21 protein-coding genes and 1 pseudogene are annotated in these 23,927 nt (G+C 57.2%); 5 read left to right on the top strand and 17 right to left on the bottom strand.

The features are described 5' to 3' along the window. Positions 1 to 16: 16 nt before the first annotated feature. Positions 17 to 1,036, bottom strand: a complete 1,020-nt coding sequence (gene pstS / locus K5D32_RS04180; protein WP_221599340.1) for a phosphate ABC transporter substrate-binding protein PstS — start codon at positions 1,034 to 1,036, stop codon at positions 17 to 19. 415 nt (positions 1,037 to 1,451) lie between these two features. On the opposite strand from pstS, the gene K5D32_RS04185 reads away from it, so the two are divergent. Continuing rightward, positions 1,452 to 1,745, top strand: coding sequence for a hypothetical protein (locus K5D32_RS04185; RefSeq protein WP_221576952.1), 294 nt, complete (start codon positions 1,452 to 1,454; stop codon positions 1,743 to 1,745). 32 nt (positions 1,746 to 1,777) lie between these two features. Here K5D32_RS04185 and K5D32_RS04190 read toward each other — a convergent pair whose 3' ends face one another. From K5D32_RS04190 to K5D32_RS04200, 3 genes are all read right to left on the bottom strand, one after another. Next, positions 1,778 to 2,812, bottom strand: coding sequence for a methionine synthase (locus tag K5D32_RS04190; protein ID WP_221592748.1), 1,035 nt, complete (start codon positions 2,810 to 2,812; stop codon positions 1,778 to 1,780). A 26-nt stretch (positions 2,813 to 2,838) separates the two neighbouring features. Continuing rightward, the gene (locus K5D32_RS04195; RefSeq protein ID WP_221599341.1) at positions 2,839 to 3,822 is read right to left on the bottom strand and encodes a DUF1852 domain-containing protein; all 984 of its coding nucleotides are present in this window, start codon (positions 3,820 to 3,822) and stop codon (positions 2,839 to 2,841) included. A 173-nt stretch (positions 3,823 to 3,995) separates the two neighbouring features. Further along, entirely contained in the window at positions 3,996 to 5,666 is a 1,671-nt protein-coding gene (locus tag K5D32_RS04200) for a VRR-NUC domain-containing protein (RefSeq protein ID WP_260407191.1), read from the bottom strand. A gap of 159 nt (positions 5,667 to 5,825) precedes the next feature. Between K5D32_RS04200 and K5D32_RS04205 the strand changes: the two genes are divergently transcribed. Further along, complete coding sequence (locus K5D32_RS04205) at positions 5,826 to 6,323, top strand: nucleoside 2-deoxyribosyltransferase (RefSeq protein ID WP_221599343.1); 498 nt, start codon at positions 5,826 to 5,828, stop codon at positions 6,321 to 6,323. Between the two features lie 111 nt (positions 6,324 to 6,434). Here the strand turns inward: K5D32_RS04205 and K5D32_RS04210 are convergent, their stop codons facing one another. After that, positions 6,435 to 6,653, bottom strand: a complete 219-nt coding sequence (locus K5D32_RS04210; RefSeq protein WP_221599344.1) for a hypothetical protein — start codon at positions 6,651 to 6,653, stop codon at positions 6,435 to 6,437. A gap of 95 nt (positions 6,654 to 6,748) precedes the next feature. After that, entirely contained in the window at positions 6,749 to 7,651 is a 903-nt protein-coding gene (locus tag K5D32_RS04215) for a LysR substrate-binding domain-containing protein (RefSeq protein ID WP_221599345.1), read from the bottom strand. Between the two features lie 153 nt (positions 7,652 to 7,804). On the opposite strand from K5D32_RS04215, the gene K5D32_RS04220 reads away from it, so the two are divergent. Continuing rightward, entirely contained in the window at positions 7,805 to 8,860 is a 1,056-nt protein-coding gene (locus tag K5D32_RS04220) for an AbrB family transcriptional regulator (RefSeq protein ID WP_409372854.1), read from the top strand. A 6-nt stretch (positions 8,861 to 8,866) separates the two neighbouring features. On the opposite strand, the gene K5D32_RS04225 is transcribed toward K5D32_RS04220, so the two are convergent. From K5D32_RS04225 to K5D32_RS04250, 7 genes and pseudogenes are all read right to left on the bottom strand, one after another. Continuing rightward, positions 8,867 to 10,111 carry an AGE family epimerase/isomerase gene (locus tag K5D32_RS04225; RefSeq protein WP_221576945.1) on the bottom strand — a complete coding sequence of 415 codons (1,245 nt, stop codon included), beginning with the start codon at positions 10,109 to 10,111 and terminating at the stop codon, positions 8,867 to 8,869. A gap of 110 nt (positions 10,112 to 10,221) precedes the next feature. Continuing rightward, the gene (locus tag K5D32_RS26200; protein WP_409339084.1) at positions 10,222 to 11,085 is read right to left on the bottom strand and encodes a methyl-accepting chemotaxis protein; all 864 of its coding nucleotides are present in this window, start codon (positions 11,083 to 11,085) and stop codon (positions 10,222 to 10,224) included. Beyond that, a pseudogene (locus K5D32_RS26205) lies at positions 11,077 to 11,847 on the bottom strand (MCP four helix bundle domain-containing protein); the annotation flags it as partial. The pseudogene K5D32_RS26205 and the gene K5D32_RS26200, both read right to left, overlap by 9 nt. 189 nt (positions 11,848 to 12,036) lie before the next feature. Further along, positions 12,037 to 12,837, bottom strand: a complete 801-nt coding sequence (locus tag K5D32_RS04235) for a sugar phosphate isomerase/epimerase (RefSeq protein WP_260407192.1) — start codon at positions 12,835 to 12,837, stop codon at positions 12,037 to 12,039. A 99-nt stretch (positions 12,838 to 12,936) separates the two neighbouring features. Next, on the bottom strand, positions 12,937 to 14,172 hold the full coding sequence (locus K5D32_RS04240; protein WP_221599347.1) for an MFS transporter: 1,236 nt from the start codon (positions 14,170 to 14,172) through the stop codon (positions 12,937 to 12,939). 56 nt (positions 14,173 to 14,228) lie between these two features. After that, positions 14,229 to 15,305 (bottom strand): sugar phosphate isomerase/epimerase, encoded by a 1,077-nt coding sequence (locus K5D32_RS04245; protein ID WP_221599348.1) that lies wholly within the window; start codon positions 15,303 to 15,305, stop codon positions 14,229 to 14,231. Beyond that, positions 15,302 to 16,480 carry a Gfo/Idh/MocA family protein gene (locus K5D32_RS04250; protein WP_221599349.1) on the bottom strand — a complete coding sequence of 393 codons (1,179 nt, stop codon included), beginning with the start codon at positions 16,478 to 16,480 and terminating at the stop codon, positions 15,302 to 15,304. The genes K5D32_RS04245 and K5D32_RS04250 overlap by 4 nt, the downstream gene beginning before the upstream one ends. A 188-nt stretch (positions 16,481 to 16,668) precedes the next feature. Here K5D32_RS04250 and K5D32_RS04255 point away from each other — a divergent pair, with 188 nt between their 5' ends. Then, positions 16,669 to 17,679: a LacI family DNA-binding transcriptional regulator gene (locus K5D32_RS04255; RefSeq protein WP_221592738.1), complete on the top strand. Its 1,011-nt coding sequence runs from the start codon at positions 16,669 to 16,671 to the stop codon at positions 17,677 to 17,679. On the opposite strand, the gene K5D32_RS04260 is transcribed toward K5D32_RS04255, so the two are convergent. The 4 genes from K5D32_RS04260 to K5D32_RS04275 all read right to left on the bottom strand — a co-directional run bounded on the left by K5D32_RS04260 (position 17,666) and on the right by K5D32_RS04275 (position 22,070). Continuing rightward, complete coding sequence (locus K5D32_RS04260; RefSeq protein ID WP_221599350.1) at positions 17,666 to 18,706, bottom strand: Fic family protein; 1,041 nt, start codon at positions 18,704 to 18,706, stop codon at positions 17,666 to 17,668. The two genes, K5D32_RS04255 and K5D32_RS04260, sit on opposite strands and share 14 nt — an antisense overlap. A 107-nt stretch (positions 18,707 to 18,813) precedes the next feature. Next, a complete protein-coding gene (locus K5D32_RS04265; RefSeq protein WP_221592736.1) occupies positions 18,814 to 19,950 on the bottom strand; it encodes a glycerate kinase in 1,137 nt (378 codons plus the stop codon). Between the two features lie 111 nt (positions 19,951 to 20,061). Further along, the gene (locus K5D32_RS04270; protein ID WP_221576937.1) at positions 20,062 to 21,153 is read right to left on the bottom strand and encodes a sugar diacid recognition domain-containing protein; all 1,092 of its coding nucleotides are present in this window, start codon (positions 21,151 to 21,153) and stop codon (positions 20,062 to 20,064) included. A gap of 206 nt (positions 21,154 to 21,359) precedes the next feature. After that, entirely contained in the window at positions 21,360 to 22,070 is a 711-nt protein-coding gene (locus K5D32_RS04275; RefSeq protein WP_025259616.1) for a FadR/GntR family transcriptional regulator, read from the bottom strand. Between the two features lie 501 nt (positions 22,071 to 22,571). Here K5D32_RS04275 and K5D32_RS04280 point away from each other — a divergent pair. Next, entirely contained in the window at positions 22,572 to 23,897 is a 1,326-nt protein-coding gene (locus K5D32_RS04280; RefSeq protein ID WP_025259615.1) for an MFS transporter, read from the top strand. Positions 23,898 to 23,927 lie beyond the last annotated feature (30 nt).

The following is a 23,927-nucleotide window of genomic DNA, read 5'->3' on the forward strand; positions in this document are numbered from 1 at the left end:
TACAGGCTTGAATCACTTACTTGGTGAATTCGGTTTTCCAGTAGCCTTCTACACGATCAACCAGCGATTTCGGCAGAGCGACGTAATCCAGTTCTTCGGCCTGCTTCTGGCCATTTTCCAGAGACCACTTGAAGAAGTCGAAAGTGGCTGCACTTCGCTCTTCGTTCTTGGCCTTCTTGTACATGATGATCCAGGTGGTGGCGGTGATCGGCCATGCTTCGTCGCCCGGAGCGTTGGTCATGATCAGACCGAAATCCTTGGCGCTTGCCCAGTCGGCAGTGTCAGCCGCAGCGGCGAAGGTCTTGGAAGTCGGGGTTACAAACTTGCCAGCAGCGTTTTTCAGCTGGGTATAGGCCAGTTTGTTGGTCGCAGCGTAGGAGTACTCGACGTAGCCGATGGAACCCTTGATCTGCTTGACGTAGGCAGAAACACCTTCGTTACCCTTGCCACCCACACCCACTGGCCATTTGACGGTGGAACCGAACTGCAACTTCTCCTTCCACTCCGGGCTGACTTTGCTCAGGTAGTTGGTGAAGTTGTAGGAAGTGCCCGAACCGTCGGAACGGTGAACAACAGTGATGTTGGTTTTAGGCAGAGTCACGCCTGGGTTGAGGGCCTTGATGGCCTCGTCGTCCCAGGTCTTCACGGTGCCCATGAAGATCTTGGCCAGTGTCTCGCCGTCCAGCTTCAGCTTGCCGCTTTCGATGCCTTCAACGTTGACGATTGGCACGATGCCACCGATCACGCTAGGGAATTGACCCAGGCCAGCGGCCTGCAGGTCTTCTGCGGACATCGGGGCATCGGATGCGCCGAAGTCAACGGTTGCTGCCTTGATCTGGGCAATACCGCCGCCCGAACCGATCGACTGATAGTTGATGCGGTTTGGAGAATTCTTGCTGTAGTCCTGGGACCACTTTGAAATAACCGGGAAAACGAAACTCGAACCAGCGCCAGTAACATCAGTCGCGTGGGCAGCACCGCTCAGGCACAGCGAAGCGATCAGAAGCGACAAGCGTTTTTTAGTCAGCAGTATCACGGTAATACCTCAATCCAGGAGAAAGTGTGGTGGTCCACTTAAGGAGGCCCGAGGCGGATTTAAAACCTGAAATGTTGCTGTTTAATGACAATCAGTCGACTCATGTCAGAAATGAGCGTTTTTTGTAGTCGATCTCCTACGCTCATCCCCACTCAAGAACCGGAAAGGCCCAGTATTTACGGGGTAATTCGCCGGAAAGCCGCCAAGTATCAATCTGCCACCCCCGACTGATAGCTCAGCGCCACCTCTGTTTTTTAATTGTAAGAAATCACGTCCTTTTAGAACGAATGACAGGTATCCATGGTTTTTTTATAGCAACAAGGTCTTGAAGACTCCGCCGGTCGGAAGCATCGCACCTATCTTTTCCAGAGCCGGACCAATGATAGGTAACGACCCCACATTGGAGACTCACATCATGATCAGCAATCGAGTGGCAGCTTTGAGCCTTGCGGCATTACTGGCCTTTATCAGCGCAGGAGCCTTGGCAGGATCGACCGGTCCCACCCATCCAGAAGGCAACGATCCGGACAGCCCGGCCATGGAGCTGAAAAGCGATCAGGAAGACAACACAGATGGCAGTAGCCCCGAAGCAGACGGCAGGGTGCCAGATCCGGAGCAAACCAATGGAATGGGCAATGACAGCACCCAGGGCTCTAACGGCGATAACGACAGCACCACTCCCAATGACAAAAAGCCCTCGGACCGCTGAAGTCATTGCGCCTGATCGGGTGCTCATCTGGCTCAATGCCCGTTCGAGAGTTCTCTGCGAACGATTTCTGCGCCAGCAGTCAACGCCTTCAGCTTGCCGCTGGCGACTCGACGCGGCAAAGGTGCCATACCGCAGTTGGTGCACGGGTAGAGTTTGTCGGCATCGACAAACTGAAGCGCTTTTCTCAGGGTGTTAGCGACTTCCTCGGGCGTTTCGATGGCATGGTTTGCCACATCAATGGCCCCTACCATCACTTTTTTACCCCGGATGAGTTCGATCAGGTCCATGGGGACGTGAGAGTTGTGACATTCCAGTGAGACGATATCGATACTGGATTCTTGCAGCTTGGGAAAGGCTGCTTCGTACTGGCGCCACTCCGAGCCCAGTGACTTCTTCCAGTCAGTATTCGCCTTGATGCCATAGCCGTAGCAAATATGCACAGCGGTTTCGCATTTAAGCCCTTCAATCGCCCGCTCCAGAGTGGCAACGCCCCAGTCATTCACCTCATCAAAAAACACGTTAAATGCAGGTTCATCGAACTGAATAATATCGACCCCGGCAGCCTCCAGCTCTTTGGCTTCCTGATTGAGAATCCTGGCAAATTCCCAAGCCAGTTTTTCACGACTTTTGTAATGGGCATCGTAGAGGGTGTCGATCATCGTCATCGGGCCTGGCAGGGCCCACTTGATAGGCTGTCTGGTCTGCTGACGTAAAAATTTTGCGTCCTCAACGAAAACCGGCTTTTGCCGAGCAACTGCGCCCACGACCGTTGGTACGCTCGCGTCATAGCGATCACGGATTCTGACAGTCTCACGCTTTTCAAAATCAACGCCGTCGAGGTGCTCAATAAACGTCGTCACGAAGTGTTGGCGAGTTTGTTCACCGTCACTGACAATATCGATACCGGCCAGTTGTTGCTCTTGCAACGACAAACGTAACGCGTCTTGTTTACCTTCAACCAGTTCTTCATCTTGCAATTTCCAGGCTGACCAAAGTGTTTCAGGTTGTGCAAGCCAGGAAGGTTTCGGCAAACTGCCGGCAGTCGAAGTAGGCAACAGCTTTTTCATGAAAAATGACCTTGGTTTTAAATTAATCAAAGCGCACAGCGGAGTGACCACTGATTCAATACGGCCTGATAAGGCTTGATAAAGTGTTCTTCGGCGAACCGTCCTTGTTCGGCAGCCAGCCGACTACGTTCCTCTCGATCGTAAACAATCCGGGTCAACGAGTAGTCTGGGTTCTTCAAGCTGGGCTGATAGGATTTCCCCGCTGCCGAGTTCGCATTGTAAATCTCGGGCCGGTAAATCTTCTGGAACGTATCCATTGTGCTGATGGTGCCAATCAGCTCCAGATTGGTGTAATTGCCCAGCAAATCACCTGAAAAATAAAAAGCCAAAGGCGCGGCGCTGTTCGGCGGCATGAAATAGCGAACGTTCAACCCCATCTTCTTGAAATACTCATCCGTCAAGGAGTATTCATCCTGCTGGTACTCAAACCCCAGGACAGGGTGCTGATTCTCTGTTCTGTGGTAGGTTCTGGTGCTCGAAACACTCAGGCAGATGACGGGCGGTTTGTCGAAATGCTCTTTGTAGGCACTTGAATTCACAAAGCACTTGAACAGTTTTCCGTGCAACTCGCCAAAATCTGCTGGCGTACTGAACCCGGACTGGTTCTTGTTGTGTTCCAGCAATCGCACACTGAAGTCATAATCTCGCACATAAGACGAAAAATTGTTTCCTACAATGCCGCTAATACGCTCATTGGTTTTTCGATCAACAATCGTGGTTTTCAACACTTCAATCAAAGGGATCGCATGCTCATCGCCTTTGGCATCAATATTCATCTCAGCGGAGATGATGTCCAGTTCGACCGTGTAGCGATCACCGGCAGGATTGTCCCAGTGCGCGAGGGCATTGAAGCGGTTGTCAATCATCTTCAACGTATTGCGCAGATTTTCCTGACGACTTTCCCCTCTGGCCAGATTGGCAAAGTTGGTCGTGATACGCGTATTGTCTGAAGGAAAATAATTCTCATCAAAACAAATGCTCTTGATAGCAAATTTGAATTCGTTGTTCATCGTGACGTCGCGCCCTGTTTTTCAGACAACCCTGAATAAGCTTCTTGCCTTTTCAGATTTGATCAACATTCTGTTTCTTCAGCCGACAGCCTTTAGACTAACTATCGTGAAGAGCTGCGCGAATTTTAGGCTGGGGGCTACTTGAGCAAAAACGAATTGATTTCAATAGAATATTAGTGACACTCATGATTGGGTGCAGGCAGCATTGACGCCCACTGCACGTAACAGACTTCTACCGGCATGCCATGTTCGGCACAGAAATCCAGCCAGCGCAGTTGGTTGTCCTGTAGCCGGTCACCCGGCCCCTTCACCTCGATCATGCGATAGCGGCGCTGTTCGGGGAAAAACTGAATCAGGTCAGGCATGCCGGTGCGATTGGCCTTGATATCTTGCAGCAAGCGGCGAAACCAGTGGCCAAGGTGCTCGGCAGGCAAACAATGCAGGGCCTGCTCAAGCAACTCAGGCGTCAGGGTGCCCCAGAACACGAAGGGCGACTGCAGGCCGGACTTGCTCTGGAAGTGCTCACGAATCGTCGCCTGATAGGCACCGGTTTCCAGTTGGGCCAGACATTCATCGAACAACGCTGCACGGCGCTGGTAGAAGTCCGGGCTGAGCAGATCCCTGGGGGCGCTATGGAAGGGATGGAAAAACGCTCCCGGTAGCGGTGCGAAAATCGCCTTCCAGCACAGCAGGCCGAACAGTGAGTTGATCAGCGCATTTTCGACGTAATGCACCTCACTGCCCTCTTCTACCAGATGCTCGCGAATCAGGAACTCGACACTCAGACCCGGAACCGGCACCACGCTCAGATCCAGACGTGACACCTGGCGAGCGGCGGCACGTTTTTCGACCCCCAGGCCCAGCTTGCGCTGCAAGCGCGGCAGAATGCGTTGCAGATGCTGAAGCTCGGCATCGTTCTGCGGCACGGCCCTTACCTGTTCCAGCAATGCCATGGCCTGAGCGTACTCGGCACTCAGCTCCAGAACCCGAATCTGCCGGGAACGCGCACCGGGGTAATTGCACTGGCGATAGACCTCCAGCGCCAGCGGCCACTCCTTTAAACGCTCGGCCTGCTGCCCGATATGGAACAACAGCTTGGCGCAACGTCTTTGCAGCCACGGATTGCGGGTTTCGATGGCCATCGCCTGCTCGGCCAGCAATGCCAGCTCCATGCCCTGCCCCATGGCTTCCCGGCAGGCATGCAGTTGCAGGCAGACGTCTATGTCAATACGCTCGCTGATGGCCCGTGAATCCGGCGAAAACTCGACCTTTTCGTAGCGAAAGATGCCCAGATCCGCCAGCACGAACTCCGACCACTCCTGATACAGATTGCCGAAATACAGCAGGCGCAGGCGATCACACAGCGGCATCACCTTCAGCTCGAATACCTGATCGTCCAGGTCGGGGTGCCACTGATCCAGAGGCTGGGCGACTTCATAGACCGATTGCAGCCGCTCAAGCCACTGCGGCTTGCGCTCCGGCCCTTTGACCGCATGGGCCTTGAAACACTGGCTCAGTTCGTCCTTGCGCAGCAATTGAAACAGCGCGTCCAGATCCAGCAGCGGACTCGCGTCGACCCAGCCCAGCGCTATCAGTGGCAGCGCCGCTTCGCGTGTAACGCCAATTTCGTCGTAATCGAGCTTGCTGGCCCGGAAAAGCGTGCCCTTGCGCATGACCATACGCACCAGCAACCCTTGGGCAGGCGTCGGCAACCCGGAAAAATCACTGATAAACCGGCGCTCCTGCTCATCCAGCAGATCGTCGTAACGCTGAACGATCCAGGCCAGGACCTGACGGAAGTTTTCCAGGTAATAAAACGGATTGTCGAGAGGTGAAGTGCTCAAGGATACGGTCACATACGGCAGAGACAGGCGCCCAAGGATACTGGTTATCCGTACAGATTCCAGCCATGAATCCATCGGTTTTCATGTGGCCCGATAAATGGTGCATTTCGCAAAAGGGCCTGCGGGCCGTAAGATCGTCCTTTTTGGCAAGGAGCGGATATGCAAGCGCCGCTGGTTTACCTCGCAGGTTTTGATGTGTTCCGACAGGACGCCGCCGAATATGGTCAATACCTCAAGAACCTGTGTGCAGCCCAGGGTCTGGAAGGGTTGTACCCGTTCGACAATGAAGTGCCGTCCGGGTTGTCTGCTCACGACACAGCGCAATTGATCTGCACGATGAACATCGCAATGATCCAGCGTTGCACGGCGGTGCTGGCCAACCTCAATGTCTTTCGCGGCCTGGAACCCGACTCAGGCACCGCGTTCGAGGTTGGCATGGCGGTGGCGCTGAACAAGCCGGTGTGGGGATATTTCGAGCCCGTCGCCTCGTTGCGCGAACTGGTGCCTCATGATGAAAACGGTTTCGACAGCCAGGGTTTCATCGTGGAAGACTTCAACCTGCCCCGCAACCTGATGCTCGCCTGCACCTGGGCGGGAAGCAGCCCGAGTGCGGAGTCGGGGATCGAAGCATTGGCCCGGTATCTGACCTCAAAGTAGGAGCAATCGGGCGGTGATCCGCTTATTCGCGAAGAGGCATTCCAGGCGATGAATATGTACCGGCCTCTCGCGAATGAATTCGCTCCTACGCGGAGTGGGTGGAGTTGGGGCTCACCCCAATGTCGATGACCCGATATCACCGGTGATCGTCGGGTCCAGCTTGTCGGCATCGATAAAATCATCCAGACCAAGGATATCCAGGTCCAGATAGCCTTCCGGGTCATTGTCTTCATCGGCATCAGCATCGTTCAAAGGCGACTGGTCACCGCCAAAATGCTGCACCGGAGTGGCAAATCGAGAAAAGTCTGTTGCGAATAAAGATGTCTGCATGGATGCCTGGCTCCTGTTTTTCTCATGAAATCAGATACGTCCTACGCATCTGCATGACCACAGGCTATCGCAGCAACGGATAAAAGCGCAAAACCTCAGGTCCAGCCTACAAATTCGCCACCGTTGTCACGCAACATCTGCAGCATTTTCTGTGCGGCCGGAGACAGATAGCCACTGCTGCGCAGTGTCACGCCAATGGTGCGTTTCATTGTGGTTTGCTCCAGAGGCACCTCGCGAAGATGCTGCATGTTCTTGCCAAACTCCAGTGACTCCCTGGCGATAAAGCTCAGCAGGTTACTTTGGGCAATAAGCCCCGGCAGCAGGGAAATGGAGTTCGCCTCGATCTGTACCACAGGCAATGGCAAACCGTGGGCAGCAAAGGTCGCATCCAGCCATTTGCGCGAGGACACACCGGTGGGCGGCAATACCCAGCGATAGGCATTCAGGTCGCTCAGTTGCAGCGGCGCCTTGAAAATCGGGTGGTGCTTGCTGGCAATGACCACCGCTTCGTCCTTGAGGATCGGGTAGCTGACAACCTGTTCATCGTCAGGAATCAGCGAGCAGATAATCATGTCCAGTTGCCCGGAGCGCAGTGATTCGCCGAGCAAGTCGTCCTGTCCGACCACCAGCTTCAAGGTCACGTCCGGCGCGCGCTGCAACAAGGCCGAAGTCAGCTTGGGCATCAGGTATTCCGCCATCGTGGCCGCGCAACCCACGCGGATATTGCCCACCATGCCACTGGCGAAATCCCGGACCTCGCGCTGGGTCTGGGCAATGCTCTGCTGCAACTCTTTGCCCCGGGCCTGAAGTAGTTCGCCCACCGGGGTCAGCTTGATGCGTCGCCCGTCACGCTGGAACAGTCGTGTACCAAAAGACTCTTCCAGGCGTTGAATGCTTTTGGTAAGTGCCGGCTGGCTGCGATTGAGCTTTTCGGCTGCACGGCCCAGATGCCCCAGTTCGGCGATGGTTTCGAAATAAGTAAGGTCCCGCAGGTCCATATCCATCAACCAAAGTTATCAATTCATGATTATTAGAAAATAGACTTGATCGATTGAAGTGTCGATACTTTATACGACCGGTCAGTTCCTGATCGGCAGCCAAAGTCTGGGAGAACCTCCTTGCCACGTGCTTCAAGTCTGTCGCTATCCACGATGCCTCCTCTGGCCCAATGGGCAAGCCTGCTGCTGGTTGCAGGCACCTTCGGGCAATTTCTCAAGTACCTGAACGTTCCTGCGGCGCTGTTCCTTGGCCCGATGCTGGTCGCCATCGGTTTCGGTGTATCGGGTGCGACCATCCGCATGAATAAAAAACTTTTCCAGCTGGGCCAGGGCACGGTGGGCGTGCTGATCGCCCACGCCATGACCATCGGTGTGTTGATGACCGCCATCCAGTCCTGGCATGTCATGCTGTTCGCCACAATCCTGACCGTGCTGCTCAGTGCGCTGGTCGGGCTGGTGCTGGTGCGCTTTGCCGGCATCCCCAGCAACACGGCAGCCTGGGGCACCTCGCCGGGCGCGGCATCGGCGATGGTAGCCATGTCCGAAGACTACGGCGCCGACTCCCGGGTGGTCGCCACCATGCAATATGTGCGTGTCGTATGCGTCGTGGTGGTGGGCTCGCTGGTCAGTCGCTTCATGGGCGCTCCCGACAGCGGCGCAGACCTGCACAGCAGTGAAGTGGCGCTGCAAGGCATGAACTTGCTGGACTTCGGCCTGAGCCTGGGGGTCATCGTATTCGGTGTGCTGCTGGGCGCGCGAATGCCTGCCGGTGCCTTGCTGGTGCCGCTGGTAATCGGCGGTGCTCTGCAATTGAGCGGCCTGCTGCAGATCACCATCCCTACCTGGATGCTGGCCATGGGGTATGGCGCCATAGGCTGCTACATCGGCCTGCGCTTTGATCGTGAAACCATCAGCTACGTCTGGCGACGCCTGCCGATGATGATCTTCGCCTCGATGCTGCTGATCGTGTTGTGCGCCCTTTCGGCCTGGCTGATCGCCGTGATGCTGGACAAGGACTACCTCTCGGTCTACCTGGCCACCAGCCCCGGCGGCCTGGATGCGATGGCGATCATTGCCATCGACACCCATGCCGACGTCGGTTTCGTGCTGGCGATGCAGACCCTGCGCCTGTTCGGCGTGATCCTGACCGGCAGCTTCCTGGCCCGGCAGATCATTCGCCTGACCGACAAGCGGATACCGGCACATTGACTCCCGTCAGGCCATGCCCGCCAAGGCTGTGGCCAGGCTTGGCGCCAGCGGCAATACCGGCAGCAGAGTGGCCTGATAAGCGTGATACAGGTCCGGCTTGCCCGGCCAGATATCCGCGCTGGGGATGTTCTGCTCGTTGAGTTCGTGACGCCAGCTACCGTGTTCATGGTCGATGAACAGGGTTTCGTTGAACTCCCAGAAACAGCGATACCAGTCCTCGTACTGCTTTTCGCCCGTACGCTGCAACAGCGCAGCGGCTGCGGCGGCTGCTTCGCAATGTGTCCAGTGCAGACGATGGCGCACCACCGGGCGATTCTCCCAGTCGAGGGTGTAGACGATGCCTGGCGCGCCATCGACATTCCAGCCATGGCGGCAGGCATTGGCAAACAACTGACGGGCATCATTCAGCAACCACTCAGGCGTCGGACGGCCTGCGCGCTTGAGGGCAGCCTCCAGATGCAGAACCAGACGCGCCCACTCGAAAGCATGCCCCGGCGTGGTGCCGAAAGGCCGGAAACCGTCTGCGGGGTTGTCGCGGTTGTAGTCGGGTAAAGGCTGCCAGGACTGGCTGAAATGTTCGACAACCTGGAAGTCATTGGCCGCGGCATGCCCATGGATGATCCGTTCGACGATACTCAGCGCCCGGTCAAGCCATTGCGCGTCGCCGGTAACGTCCGCCAGGGCCAGGAAAGCCTCGGTGCTGTGCATATTGCTGTTGGCACCGCGATAGGCTTCTTCGCCCTGCCAGTCCCGAGCGAAGGACTCGCGCATGGCGCCCTCTTCCTCGCTCCAGAAACGGGTCTTGATGATCTGTATCGAATCGGACAGCAGTGCCTGGGCACCCTCGCGCCCGGCCACCACCGCCGAGCTGGCAGCCAGGGCGACAAAGGCATGCAGATAGGCCTGCTTGTCGGTCTTGCCACCCTCCTCCAGCGCTGCACTGAACCAGCCACCGTGCTCGGCGTCACGCAACGGGCCGCTGAGGGCTGCAATACCGTGATCTACCAGCGCGGCGCAGCCGGGAATGCCCTGAGCATGGGCCATGGCAAAACTGTGGGTCATGCGGGCGGTGTTCATGGTCTGAGCCGTGGCACCGACCATGAGACGGCCATAGCCGTCGAGGCTGCCGAAGCCGTTTTCCAGCTTCGAGGCCTTGGCGAAAGCCAGCAGACGCATGCCTTCCTGCGCCAGCCATTGATGATGACGTTGCGAAAGCAGCCAACTGCTGAAGTTGTAGTTGTTATTGTCCATGACGCGATGCCGCCTCCAACGATAAGAAATTTACCGGTGGTCTTTCCGACCGTGGGCAATCATGCGCGCCACGGCCGGTCAGCGGCAAGCGGACCTGTAAAGGTTCTGCTTCAGACCTTGAAGTTGGACACGACCTGATTCAGGTCGGCAGCCAGGCGTGACAGCTCATGGCTGGAGGCGCTGATCTGGTTTGCACCCTGGGTGGATTGCATGGACAGGTCGCGGATATTGACGATATTGCGGTCCACTTCACGGGCCACTTGTGCCTGTTCCTCGGCGGCGCTGGCGATGACCAGGTTACGCTCGGAAATCTGGTTGATGGACGAAGTGATTTCGCTCAGGGACTCACCCGCACCCTGGGCAAGCGACAAGGTTGAATTGGCACGGTCACGACTGGTCATCATCGACTCAAGCGCCTGGGCGGAGCCATTGCGCATGGCGCTGACCATGGTGTCGATTTCCAGAGTCGACTGCTGGGTACGATGGGCCAGTGCCCGCACCTCGTCGGCCACCACCGCAAAACCACGGCCCGACTCACCGGCACGCGCAGCCTCGATGGCGGCGTTGAGCGCCAGCAGGTTGGTCTGCTCGGCAATCGAGCGAATGACATCCAGCACCTTGCCGATGTCCTGAGACTGATCGGCCAGGTTCTGAACCAGCGACGAAGTAGACTGTACGTTGGTGGTCAGGGTCTGGATCGACTGCACAGTCTCGTTCACACGCGCCTGACCGGCCTTGGCCGAGGCGCTGGAATGGTTGGAAGCATCGGAGGTGGACACCGCGTTGCGCGCCACTTCTTCAACAGCCGAAGTCATTTCATTGACGGCCGTGGCCGCTTGATCGATCTCGGCATTCTGTTGGTTCAGGCCGCGATAACTGTCTTCAGTGACCGAGTTGAGTTCAGTCGCAGCAGATGCCAATTGGGTGGCGGAGCTGCTGATATTGCGCATGGCGGTGCGCAGGTTGTCTTTCATCTGCTCAAGCGCACGCAACAGGCGAGTGACCTCATCACTGCCATCCACCACGATGTCATGGGTCAGATCACCCTTGGCCACATGCTCGGCAGCCGATACAGCGCTTTCCAGCGGCCTGACGATACTGCGGGTCAGCAACAGAGCCAGGCCAATAGTGCCCAGCGCTGCAAGGAGCACGAACGCAATCACGATATTGCGTGAATGGTCATACTGGATTTCGGCGGCCTTGCCTTCAGCATCGACCTTTTGATTGTAGAACTCGCCCATGTCACTCAGTTGCTTGCCCGAGCCATCGACGATGGTTTTCATGTCCACCAGCAACAGCTTGTTCAAACCGGCACTGTCGCCCTGGCCAGCCAGCACGAATGAACGCTCCAGAGCTTTCTGATATTCACCCAGGCTGACGCGGAACTGATCGGCCAGGGTCTTCTCTTCCGGGGTATCGACAAACTTGTCGAGTATGTCGAGCTTCTTGGCCAGATCCTGATTACGCACGTCCATCTGGCTGCGGTAGGTAGGAATATTCTTGGTATCTGTGTCCAGAGCCATACGCAGGGAAATCGTGCGAATGCGCAGCATGATTTCACGAATATCGTTGACCACTCGCATGCTCGGCAGCCAATTGGTTTCAACCGCGATTTCGCTTTGGCGAATCGCAGACATCTGCACCAGCGAGAACCAACCCAACAACGCAACCAGCAGGGAAATCAGGGTAAAACCCAGGCCCGCACGGCGAGCGATAGTTAATGTGCGTAAGTTCATGGCGAGAGGCTCTTATATTTAGAAGGCAGTTTTGTAACTGGTTGTCAGACAACCTCCTATCATATCGACGGCTCGCAAGGCTTCTTGAGAGCAGAATGGAATCATTTTTTCGAGAAGAACAACGTACTTTTGCGACAGGGCCTGTAATCAACAGGCCCCGCTCAAACACCTGTTTCAAACTTTATACATTCACTTGCCCGCAACACGTTCGGCCGCGAGTTCGGCCAGAAGATTACGTCTTGCGGTGGTAATGATGGCGACCGGGTCCTTGGGCAGGTCGTGCTCGACGATATAAAGAGGCCTGTCAGTTCGCTCATAAGCCGGAATGATTTCCTTCCAGCTCAACAAACCTTCTCCCAAAGGCGCGAAGTTCATTTCATCATCACGTACTCCGATGCCGGAGTTGTCCTTGGCATGAATGGCAAACAGTCGACCGGCATATTGTCTGATGAAACGAGCCGGGTCGTGCCCGCCGCGATAAATCCAGGCCACATCGACTTCAAGCAACAGATTCTCGGGTTTTGTAGAACTGACCAGCCACTCGAAAGCGGTCTTGCCCTGATACTTTTTCATTTCGAAATCATGGTTATGGTAAGCCAGCTTCATGCCGTACTCCCGCAACCTGGCGCCCAGACGATCCAGTTCCCCACCCAGTTTGCGCCAGCCTGCGGCATCGGTCGGACGATCGGCCGGATCGAGCCAGGGCAGTACCAGAACCTTGTTGCCGATGGTCTGGTTAAAGGCAATGGTGGCGGGAAGGTTGTTGCGCAGGGTTGCCAATTGTTCGTGGGAAGAGACGACGTTCAACTGATACTTGTCCAGCAGGAACTTGAGTTCATTGGCAGTAACGCCCTGATTGCCGACGACTTCAAGGGAGCGAAAACCCGCACTTTTTGCCATGGCCAGTTGCTGTTCAAGCGTACCTGCATTGCGCAGCGTATACATTTGCAGAGCGATCGGGCTGGTGCCGCTCGAAGGCGGCGCAGCCATTGCTGTGCTCCCTCCCAATGCAACTCCGATAAACAGTGCAGACAGTGCGGCAGACTTCATAAAACCCATGGCAACTTCCTTTATTGGTTATTGGTGTATTCAGGATTTGGAAAGCGCGATACCGGCAGGTCGCGAATCGCGAAACGCCAGCAGAAAGACCAGCACGACGCCCAGTGAAAAGGTCGCAGGGAACAACCAGATGCTGCGCCAGGCATGGCCCTCGGGGCCTGCGTAATAATCGGAAACGTGCCCGGCGACCCAGAAGCCGATCAGCATGCCCACGCCATAAGTGGCCAGGGTAATAAGTCCCTGAGCCGAACTTCTGAAGCGCTCCGATGCTTTGGCGTCGGTATAGATCTGGCCCGACACAAAGAAGAAGTCATAACAGATGCCATGCAAGGCAATGCCCGCGAACAGCATGAAAGCCAGGTCGCCATTATTGCCGTAGGCGAACAGGAGATAACGCAAGGCCCAGGCCAGCATCCCGACCAACAAGGCAACCTTGATACCGAAGCGATGAATGAAAAGCGGCAACAGCAGCATGAACACCACTTCGGAAACCTGGCCCACTGCCATTTTTGCCGTGGGGTTGGCCACGCCGATTTCTGCCAGGAACGAGTTGGCGTTCTGGTAATAGAACGCCAGCGGAATGCAGATCAGGATCGAGGCAATAAAGAACACCAGATAACTGCGGTCCTTCAACAGGCCCAAAGCATCCAGCCCGAGCAACTGCCTGAAACCTTCACGACCCGCTGTGGATTTCTGCGATGGTGTACTCGGCAGGGTAAAGCTGTACAGCCCCAGCGCCAGTGACGCCAGGGATGACATCAGGAAAGTGCTGCGCAGAGCGCCGGACAAAATCGCGGCCTGGGAGTCCCAGGCAAAGACAAAGCTGATCACCACACCGGCCACGATCCAGCCGATGGTGCCCCAGACGCGGATGCGGGCAAATTCCAGTGCAGGGTCTTTCATCTGCCGGAAGGCCACCGAGTTAACCAATGCCAGGGTCGGCATATAGATGATCATGTAGGCCAACAGATAGGGATAGAACTGACTGAAGTCAGGCGCACGATAGAGCTGGTACAAAAGCACCGCGCCCAACAGGTGCAGCACGGCGAGGATACGTTCGGCGTTGAAATAGCGGTCGGCGATCAGGCCGATGACAAAGGGCGCAATGATCGCGCCCCAGGATTGTGTAGAAAATGCCATGCCGACCTGACCGCCGCTGGCGCCCAGGCTGGTGGAGAGGAAAGTCCCCAGGGTGACGAACCAGCCTCCCCAGATAAAGAACTGCAGGAACATCATGGCGCTCAGACGCGCAGTCATAGGGGTCATAACAGTCACCGTTTTATTTTTATGGCGGTAAACAGCGTTGAGTTCAGGGGCAAGCTTCAGACGTCGGGAGGCAGCCCCAATAGCCGGCGGTTGGATTGCTCATCGGTGGCCACACTGGCGAAGTCGTCGAAGGCCTTTAAGGTTTTGCTGATCATGTGTTGCCGGATAAATGCCGCACCTTCAGTTGCACCCTGCGCAGAATCCTTGAGGCAGCATTCCCACTCCAGTACGGCCCAGCCGGCAAAATCGTATTGCGCCAGTTTGCTGAAGATGGATTTGAAATCGATCTGGCCATCGCCCAGAGACCGAAAACGGCCAGGGCGCTCGACCCAGCCCTGATAGCCGCCGTAGACACCGGATCGGGCATCGGGACGGAACTCCGCATCCTTGACGTGGAACATGCGAATCCGCTCGTGATAACGGTCGATAAAACCCAGGTAATCCATTTGCTGGAGCAGCAGATGGCTCGGGTCATACAGAATCGCCGCCCGTGGGTGATGATCGACAGCCTGGAGAAAACGCTCGAACGAGGCACCATCGTGCAGGTCTTCGCCGGGGTGAATCTCGTAACAGAGGTCAACGCCAGCCTCATCGAAGCAATCGAGGATCGGCAACCAGCGTTTCGCCAGTTCGGCAAAGCCCTGCTCCACCAGACCTGCGGGCCTTTGTGGCCATGGATAGACATAAGGCCACAGCAACGCGCCGGAAAAAGTCGCATGCGCCGTCAGGCCCAGGCGCTGACTGGCCCGCGCAGCCAGCTTCAACTGATCGATGGCCCATTCGGTACGCGCCTGCGGCTGCCCGCGCAGATGAGCCGGCGCGAAGTCATCGAACAGCGTGTCGAACGCCGGATGCACCGCCACCAACTGGCCTTGCAGGTGCGTCGACAGTTCACTGATCTCGACACCGGCTTCAGCGCAGACAGCTTTCAGCTCATCGCAATAGCTCTGACTTTCGGCAGCCCGTGCCAGATCGATGAACTGCGTGCCCAGCGTCGGCAACTGAATGGCCTTGTAACCATGAGACGCAGCCCAGCGGGCAATGTTGGCGAGTGTGTCGAACGGTGCTTCAGCCGACATGAACTGGGCGAGAAAAATACCCGGCCCGCGCAAGCCTGTGGATGCCTGACTCATGACCGTGCTCCCTGAGTGCAGACCAGATCGGTCCACTTGGCGTCGCCGCGATGGCTGGCGATCGCGGTTTCGATAAAGGCCATGCCGCGTAATCCGACATCGATGCCGGGCACACCCTCGGCATCGCTGCCGTCGATGTCGGCACGAATGGCGCTGGCGAAATCGCCATAGAGGTTGGCCATGGCTTCGAGATAGCCTTCGGGATGACCGGCGGGCAAACGCATGCGCTGGCTGGCGGCGTCACACAGCCAGGGCTGGCCGACACCGGAGCGCAAGATGCGTAAAGGCTGGTCGAGAGAACGATGGATAAGGCTGGCAGGATCTTCCTGGCGCCATTCCAGGCCACCTTTACTGCCATAGAGGCGAATCTTGAGTGGGTTCTCCTCACCGGCACAAACCTGGCTGGCAATCAGCACGCCGCTGGCACCTTCAGCCATCTTGAACAGCATCGAAGCATCATCGTCCAGTTGCCGGCCTTCGATATGTACGCCCAGCATCGCACACAGTTGCACAATCGACTGACCGGCGACGAACTCCGCCAGAGAAAACGCATGGGTGCCTATATCGCCAATGCAACCACCCACTCCAGAATGCTCGGGTCGGCCTCGCCAATCAGCCTGCTTGTTGCCCTGCCCTGCGACATCCTGGCTGAGCCAACCCTGGGGATACTCGACAATCACCTTGCGCAGCTCGCCGATCACGCCATTGCGCACCATGTCCCGGGCCTGCCAGACCATCGGATAACCCAGATAAGTGTGAGCCAGGCCATAAAGGCGATTGCTGCGACCGACGACTTCCTTCAAGTCCAGCAACTCGGCCAGATTCAATGCGGCGGGTTTTTCGCTGAACACATGAAAGCCTGCGCTCAGGGCCTGGCTGGCAATGGGAGCATGCAAATGATTGGGGGTAACGATCACCAGCAATTCCATGCGCTGGTCTGCCGGTAGCGCACGCTCGGCTTCGAGCATGTGCTGCCAGTCGTCATAGCAGCGTGACTCTGGCAAACCCAGCGCCAGGCCCGTGTTGCGGTTGTTTCGGGTATCCCGACTGAAAGCGCCGCAGACCAGCTCATAACATCCATCAAGCCCGACGGCCTGGCGGTGAGCCTTGGCAATGAACGCGCCCTCACCTCCGCCGACAAAACCCATTCTTATTTTTGGAATTGCTGCATTCATCACGAAATCTTCTCTGTTCGAAGCAAGGTCAGGCTCAGGTTTTACTGAGATGTAACCGGTTACATCGTGGCGAGAACTTATCCCCTCCCATGCCGGGTGTCAAACTCAGGATCCGGGTTTTCGAAGATTTCTGCACACGCTCAACCTGCGGTAAGCTCGCAGGCCGCACAGCTTGAAACGAGGTGGTTTTGTCCAATATCCGTGAAGTGGCCCGACTGGCAGGGGTTTCAGTCGCTACCGTGTCGCGAACCCTCAAGTCACCCGAGCGTGTGCTCCCCGAGACTCGCGACAAGGTGAATGCCGCCGTGGAACAGGCCGGCTATCGCCCCAACCTCATGGCGGTGCAGTTTCGCTCCCGCAAGACCGCCAATCTGGTCATTCTGGTGCCGACCATCGCCAACACCTTTTTTGCCCGAGTGATCAGCGGCGCTCAACAGGCTGCCCAGGCCGCCGGCTATCGACTGCTGCTGTGCGACACCCAGGGCCGCGAGGAAATCGAACGGACATTTGCGGAGCTGGTGTATGCCCATCAGGCCGATGGCGTGATTCAACTGCGCGCCTACGACCCTTACGACACGCCCTGCTCCAGCGCCGACTTGCCGCCCATCGTCAACGCCTGCGAAGTGATCCGGGATGGCCGCCATCCGACCATCAGCCTGGATAATCACGCGGCGGCCAAAGCCATGACCGAGCACCTCATCGAACTGGGGCATCGCCGCATCGGCCTGATCAAAGGCCCCAGAAGCAGCCCGCTGACCCGCGACCGCGTGGCCGGCTACCTCGATGCACTGGAACAGGCCGGTATCGACTTCGACCCGACGCTGATCTGCCACGGCAACTTCAGCCTGCAGGCCGGTTATGACGGCGCGAGCGCCATCCTGGAATTACCCGAACGCCCCACCGCGCTCTTCTGCGAAAACGATGAAATGGCCATCGGCGCACTGAAACGTATCAAGGAACAAGGCCTGCGCGTACCCGAAGACTTGTCACTGGTGGGCTTCGACGACATCCCGCTGGCGGCCTACTGCGACCCGCCACTGACCACCATCTCCCAACCCGCCGAAGCCTTTGGTCAGACAGCCGTCGAGATGCTGGTCGCCCTGATAGAGAAAAAGCCCATCGAACAGCGCCATATCGTGCTGCCGTTTGAGTTGACGTTACGTAACAGCACGGCTGCGCCTGGTTTCAGAGGACGGTGATTACCGCCCGCCCGAGCTCGGTCAGGCGATACATTTGCCTAGGGCTGCGTGGCGCATCCAGATCAGTCATCTCCACCAGCCCTGCTGCGAGAGCAGGAACCAGATAGCTTTTACGAAACGACTGACGATGATTGAGCCCTAAAAGCACCATTAAATCCCCGGCACTCAACTGTGGGTCACTCCTCAGAAAGACCTCAAGCAGTCGTTTTACTTGTGCGGTTACTTGTGCGGTTACTTGTGCGGTCACCAGCGCCGGGGTTGAGTCAGATTGAGTCGCTTCATCCAGCGCCTGCTGCAACGCAACCAGCATGAACTCGACAAAGGGCGTCGCTTCCGAGGCTCTGTCAGCAGCAGACAAGGCGCTGTAATAGTCCTCCTGTTGATCACGAATAACCGTTTCAACCGGCAGAAACGCCAGCACCGGCCTCCACTGACTCAGCATCAGCGTTTGCCAGAGACGACCCATCCGCCCGTTACCGTCAGCAAACGGATGAATGAACTCAAACTCGTAATGAAAAACGCAGCTGGCAATCAATGGATGCAAATCGGAAGTTCTGGCCCACTCCAGCAAATCATTCATCAAAGGCAACACCCGACTGGCAGGCGGTGCCATATGCATGAGTTGATCGCCACGATAGATACCGACACCACCCGACCTGAAATGCCCTGCGTCATCGATCAGGCCATGCATCAACGTGCGATGGCCCTGCAACAGGTTCTCAAGTGAGCCGGGACTCCAGTGCGGCATGGCTTCATAGGTAGCAAAAGCATTGCGCACTTCCTGAATCTCGCGAGGCAACCCCAGAACTCGCCGCCCTTCAAGCACAGCCGTCACCTGCTCCAGACTCAGGGTATTGTTTTCAATGGCCAGCGACGCCTGAATCGTACGAATCCTGTTACCACGCCTGAGCATGGGGGTCTGGCTGGTTTCATCCATGGCGGACAAGCGCCCGACCCGCTCGCTGATATTCGCGACCAGGGTCAACATACGTGGCGTCAAGGTCAGAGGGGGTTGGTACAGCCTCATTGCGCAGCCTTTACATGCTCAGTGACACGAGGGCATCGAATGGCCTTCGCAAATTGCAAACGCCGTCACCTTAGGGAAGTTAGATGACAGGCGTCAACAACGGCATGTTACCGCCCCGCCAGACACCAGACCCGCGCCAGATCTCGCGCCCGGTCATGCAGCAGGCTTGCGGCATTGCGGCAGGCTTCGTCCAGGGTCATCGGGCCGCTGGCCAGGGCGAAGGCGGCGCTGATGCCGTGTTCGTACAAGCGCTCATAGCCTTCGCCCAAGGTACCGGCCAGCACGATGACGGGCACTTGATGGCGGGCCGCAACTCTGGCGACGCCAAAGGGCGTCTTGCCGCGCAAGGTCTGGGCATCGAAGCGCCCTTCCCCGGTAATCACCAGGTCCGCGCCCACCAGCGCCTGTTCAAGACCGGTGAGATCGGCCACTACTTCCACGCCCGCCCGGAATGAGGCCTTGAGATAGGCCTTGGCCGCAAAGCCCATACCGCCCGCGGCACCGCTGCCGGGGCTGTCGCGCAGATCCTGGCCGACCGCCTGCACGGACAGGCCGGCGAAATGCCCGAGCGCAGCATCAAGCGCCAGAACCTGTTCGGGGGATGCGCCTTTCTGCGGACCAAAAATGTGCGACGCACCGTTCGGGCCGCACAAGGGATTGTCCACATCGGCGGCGATTTCAAAGCGTACATCGGACAGGCGTGGATCGAACCCGCTCAGGTCGACGCGAGCCAGTTGCGTCAAGGCCAGACCGCCCGGCACCAACGGCTGGTCATTGCCATCAAGAAAGCGAGCGCCGAGTGCCGACAGCATGCCGGTGCCAGCATCGTTGGTGGCGCTGCCGCCAATGGCGAGGATCACCCGCTGCGCACCGGCGTCCAGCGCCTCGGCAATCAGCTGACCAGTGCCGTAAGTCGTGGTGATGCAGGCGTTGCGTTGTTCGAGGGTCAGCAATTGCAGGCCGCTGGCCATGGCCATTTCGATAATCGCGGTGCGGCTGTGGGGCAGCCAGCCCCAATGGGCCTGAACCGGGCTTTGCAGGGGGCCACGAACTTCGGCGCTCATCAATTGCCCGTTACAGGCAGCCAATACGGCTTCGATAGTGCCTTCGCCACCGTCGGCCATCGGGCATTCGATCAATTCGGCAGTCGGCCAGACGTCGGCAAGGCCGCTGGCAATGGCAGTAGCGACAGCCTGGGCGCTGAGGCTGTCCTTGAAAGAGTCGGGTGCGATGACGATTTTCATTGTTGTTCTCCATATCCGATGCAGGGATGTTCTCACCCCGTCATGGATTTTCCGCCTGACCTTCGCACAATGAATTTCAAAGGTTATCGGTCATTTGAACAAAATTCGCCTTCAGCCAGAGCGAGGTGTCATCTGCACGCCCAGATACAATCGCAGCAAGTCATCAGTCTTGTAAGGGTCACACCCCGTCAGCTCGGCGATTTTCTCCAGCCTGTAGCGCAGGCTGTTGCGATGGATACCCAAGGCTTCGGCGCAGGCCTGGCTTTCCCCGCTGTATTCGAACCAGTTGCACAGGGTTTCAAGCAACTGGCCATGATTGTGCAAACGGCCAATCGGCTCGGCGACTTCCTGGGCCAGCCAGTCGTGACGATGACGCCAGAACAGCACCGGCAGGCGATAAGCCGACAGACGCAGCAGACGCTGGTCGGGCCTGGACTGGCTGGCGTAATCCAGCAGGTCCTGCGCAGCGCTGCAAGCATGCCGCAAAGTAGGCAGGTCCGCCGATTGCTCTGCAGTGGCCATGCGCAGCACCGGCCAGCCATGTTCGTCGAACTGCTTGAGCAGCAAGGCATCGTCGCGATCCTTGCCTGTCGCACGACACCAGTACAGCAAGGTCGGCTCGCGCATCACGCACCAGCTGTCGGCGTAGCGGCCATTGAGCCAGGCAACCAGTTGGCTGGCCGAGGACGCTGGCTCAGCCAGGCGAATCAATACCGCCTGACGCGGCAAATGAGGTTGCAGCCCCAGCTGTCGCGCTTCATCCACGAGGCTTTCCGGGCAGTCCTGCAACAGCAGGCGAGCCAGCAAGTCTTCGCTGCGCTGCAAGCGCCACTGGCGATCAGCCTGCTGACGACGATGCTCCATGAGCATTTCGGCGGTCATGCGCACCAGTTCACCGTAGACACGCACCTCGTCCGGCTCGCCGGTAATGCCGAGCACGCCCACCAGTTTGTGGTCGAGCATCAGCGGCAGGTTCACGCCAGGTTTGACGCCACCCAGATGCAGCGCCGCCTGGGAATCGATCTCCACGACCCGGCTGTTGGCCAGCACCAACTGCGCACCTTCATGCCGGGTGCACAACCGTTCGGGGTCGCCACTGCCAATGATGATGCCCAGATAGTCCATGACATTGACGTTGTAAGGAAGAATCGCCATGGCCCGATCGACAATGTCCTGAGCCAGCACTCGGTCAAGGGCGAACATGGAAGAAACCTTGTTGTGGGAAAGGCCTGGAATGGATAGGCATGGGACACATTTTTGGATTTATTGAGATCGGGAGTGTGCCTGCAAGTTCGGGGATTGTCTGTACGGCGTAGGAGCGAATTCATTCGCGAGAGGCCGGTACATCCAATGCATATCTATTATCTGGAATATGACGTCTTCGCGAATGAGCAGAGCGCCGATTGCTCTTACAGCGGGACCAGGCGTTCGCGGCTGTTGCTCAAGTGGGTCCACATTGCAGCCCGCGCAGCATCGGGGTCTTTGCGACGGATGGCGCTGAGCAGGGCTTCATGTTCGAGGTTGGCCAGATAGCCGTGGGGAGCCATGCTGGCACCGGCGCGCTCGCTTGAGGCGATGCGCGTGCGGGGAATGATCGCGCTGCCCAGGTGCTGCATGATTTCAATGAAATACGGGTTGCCTGTCGCTTCGGCGATGAGCATGTGAAAGCGCTTGTCGGCTTCCACACAACTGTCTTCATTGGCCAGCAGGTCCTGATAGTCATCCAGCGCCTGACGCATCGCCGCCAGTTGCTCATCGGTGCGCCGTAGTGCGGCCAGGGCCACGGCCTGGGTTTCCAGGCCGATACGCAGCTCGATGATATCCCGCACCCGGGAAACCGTTTCAACCTTGAGACGCAGCCCGGTCTGGTCGCTGCGCTCCAGCACGAAAGTGCCGACGCCGTGATGGGTCACCACCAGCCCCGACGCCTGTAACTTGGAAATCGCTTCGCGCACCACGGTGCGGCTGACGCCATGCTCACGGACGATCTCGTTTTCGGACGGCAGCTTCTGACCGGGCGCAATCTTGCCCAGCAGGATCCGCTGGCTGAGCTCGGTGACCAGATCGGTGGCCAGGCTGTGCTGACGACGTTTCGAAGAGGCGATGCTGGGTTCTTGCATGAAGGTCATGTCCTGAAACACCGGTTTCTGAGCCTCTCACTTGTCTGAAACAACGAGTGCAAGGTCGACGATGGGCTGGATCATAACATCGGATCGCCTGCGGGATGCCCGTTTGCCAAGGGCTCTGTACTTGTCTAACTTGTCAGACAAGTGATCATAAAATCAAAACAACATCTTTTTCAGCACCGGCTGTCTTTTCAAGAATCTTCTGCTCCCCCTTTCTCGAAAACGCCCTCCAGCCCAAGCTTCATAAACCCTTAAAAAACCTTAAAACCCAATGAATTATGGGATTAAAACAATAAAAACCCTGAAAAAGCCACATCTACTCCAAACCTGTTCATTTTCAATAAAGACAAAAAATGCCTGATACAAAACGTCAGAGGGACTTGCGCGGCAAACTTTTACTTGTATGATGACCGACAATGCAAGGGACACATCTTGCACATACCCGCATAAAAACAACGAGTGGGAGATTCAACCTTGAGCACGTCCAATCCCGGGATAGCTGACCACAAGGACCCGGTCCTGAGTTCGGCCATATCCAAAGTAAAACGCCACGTTCTGCCGCTTTTCGTCATCATGTTCATCGTGAACTACATCGACCGGGTGAACATCGGCTTCGTGCGTTCGCACATGGAGCATGATCTGGGCATCGGTGCTGCGGCCTATGGCCTGGGTGCCGGTCTGTTCTTCATCGGTTACGCGCTGTTCGAAGTTCCTTCCAACCTGCTGCTGCAAAAAGTCGGCGCCCGAATCTGGCTGACACGCATCATGTTCACCTGGGGCATCGTTGCCTCCTGCATGGCCTTCATCCAGAACGAAACCCACTTCTATATCCTGCGCTTCCTGCTGGGCGTGGCCGAAGCCGGTTTCTTCCCGGGCGTGATCTACTACTTCACCCGCTGGTTGCCAGGCGCCGAACGCGGCAAGGCCATTGCCATCTTCCTCAGCGGCTCGGCCATTGCTTCGCTGATTGCCGGCCCTTTGTCAGGCCTGCTGTTGCAGATCAATGGCCTGGGCATGAAAGGCTGGCAGTGGATGTACTTTATCGAGGGCATGTTCTCGGTGGGTCTGTGCTTCTTTGTCTGGTTCTGGCTGGACTCCAAACCTCACGATGCCAAGTGGCTGAGCCGCGAAGAACAGGACGCTCTCGTCAAAGCCATCGACGACGAGCAACTGGCCCGTGAAGCCGCAACCCCCATCAAGCCGTCACTGGGCAAGCTGCTCAAGGACAGTCAGATCATTCTGTTCTGCCTGATCTACTTCTTCATTCAACTGACTATCTATGCAGCAACGTTCTGGCTGCCCAGCATCATCAAGAAAATGGGTGACCTGAGCGACATTCAGGTGGGCTTCTTCAACTCGATCCCCTGGTTGCTGTCGATCATCGGCATGTACGCCTTCGCTTCGTTATCGGCCAAATGGAAACACCAGCAGGCCTGGGTCGCCACTGCCCTGCTGATCGCAGCCGCCGGGATGTTCCTGTCCACCACTGGTAGCCCGGTCTTTGCCTTTGTCGCCATCTGCTTCGCGGCCCTTGGTTTCAAATCGGCATCGTCACTGTTCTGGCCCATCCCGCAAGCCTATCTGGATGCGCGGATTGCTGCGGCAGTCATCGCATTGATCAACTCGGTGGGCAACCTGGGCGGTTTCGTGGCCCCGACCACCTTCGGCCTTCTCGAACAGAACACCGGCTCGATTCAGGGTGGACTCTATGGCCTGACCGCAACGTCGCTGATTGCCGCAGTCATCGTCTTTGCCGCCCGCAATAAGCCAAAGCCTGGCGCCACACCGGTTGCCGCCGTACAGACATCGGCCAGTCATTGATCACTCACGGACTCGCCTTTAAAAGGATCA

The sequence above is a fragment of the Pseudomonas cichorii genome (assembly GCF_019719005.1).
Lineage (GTDB): Bacteria > Pseudomonadota > Gammaproteobacteria > Pseudomonadales > Pseudomonadaceae > Aquipseudomonas > Aquipseudomonas cichorii_E.

Coding starts and splice junctions, on each gene's coding strand:
- K5D32_RS04185 (WP_221576952.1), top strand. CDS start 1,452: ATGATCAGCAATCGAGTGGCAGCTTTGAGCCTTGCGGCATTACTGGCC.
- K5D32_RS04225 (WP_221576945.1), bottom strand. CDS start 10,111: ATGGACAATAACAACTACAACTTCAGCAGTTGGCTGCTTTCGCAACGT.
- K5D32_RS04270 (WP_221576937.1), bottom strand. CDS start 21,153: ATGTTCGCCCTTGACCGAGTGCTGGCTCAGGACATTGTCGATCGGGCC.
- K5D32_RS04220 (WP_409372854.1), top strand. CDS start 7,805: ATGCCTCCTCTGGCCCAATGGGCAAGCCTGCTGCTGGTTGCAGGCACC.
- K5D32_RS04250 (WP_221599349.1), bottom strand. CDS start 16,480: ATGAATGCAGCAATTCCAAAAATAAGAATGGGTTTTGTCGGCGGAGGT.
- K5D32_RS04240 (WP_221599347.1), bottom strand. CDS start 14,172: ATGACCCCTATGACTGCGCGTCTGAGCGCCATGATGTTCCTGCAGTTC.
- K5D32_RS04265 (WP_221592736.1), bottom strand. CDS start 19,950: ATGAAAATCGTCATCGCACCCGACTCTTTCAAGGACAGCCTCAGCGCC.
- K5D32_RS26200 (WP_409339084.1), bottom strand. CDS start 11,085: ATGAAAGACAACCTGCGCACCGCCATGCGCAATATCAGCAGCTCCGCC.
- K5D32_RS04190 (WP_221592748.1), bottom strand. CDS start 2,812: ATGAAAAAGCTGTTGCCTACTTCGACTGCCGGCAGTTTGCCGAAACCT.
- K5D32_RS04245 (WP_221599348.1), bottom strand. CDS start 15,305: ATGAGTCAGGCATCCACAGGCTTGCGCGGGCCGGGTATTTTTCTCGCC.
- K5D32_RS04235 (WP_260407192.1), bottom strand. CDS start 12,837: ATGGCTGCGCCGCCTTCGAGCGGCACCAGCCCGATCGCTCTGCAAATG.
- K5D32_RS04205 (WP_221599343.1), top strand. CDS start 5,826: ATGCAAGCGCCGCTGGTTTACCTCGCAGGTTTTGATGTGTTCCGACAG.
- K5D32_RS04210 (WP_221599344.1), bottom strand. CDS start 6,653: ATGCAGACATCTTTATTCGCAACAGACTTTTCTCGATTTGCCACTCCG.
- K5D32_RS04215 (WP_221599345.1), bottom strand. CDS start 7,651: ATGGACCTGCGGGACCTTACTTATTTCGAAACCATCGCCGAACTGGGG.
- K5D32_RS04260 (WP_221599350.1), bottom strand. CDS start 18,706: ATGAGGCTGTACCAACCCCCTCTGACCTTGACGCCACGTATGTTGACC.
- K5D32_RS04275 (WP_025259616.1), bottom strand. CDS start 22,070: ATGCAAGAACCCAGCATCGCCTCTTCGAAACGTCGTCAGCACAGCCTG.
- K5D32_RS04195 (WP_221599341.1), bottom strand. CDS start 3,822: ATGAACAACGAATTCAAATTTGCTATCAAGAGCATTTGTTTTGATGAG.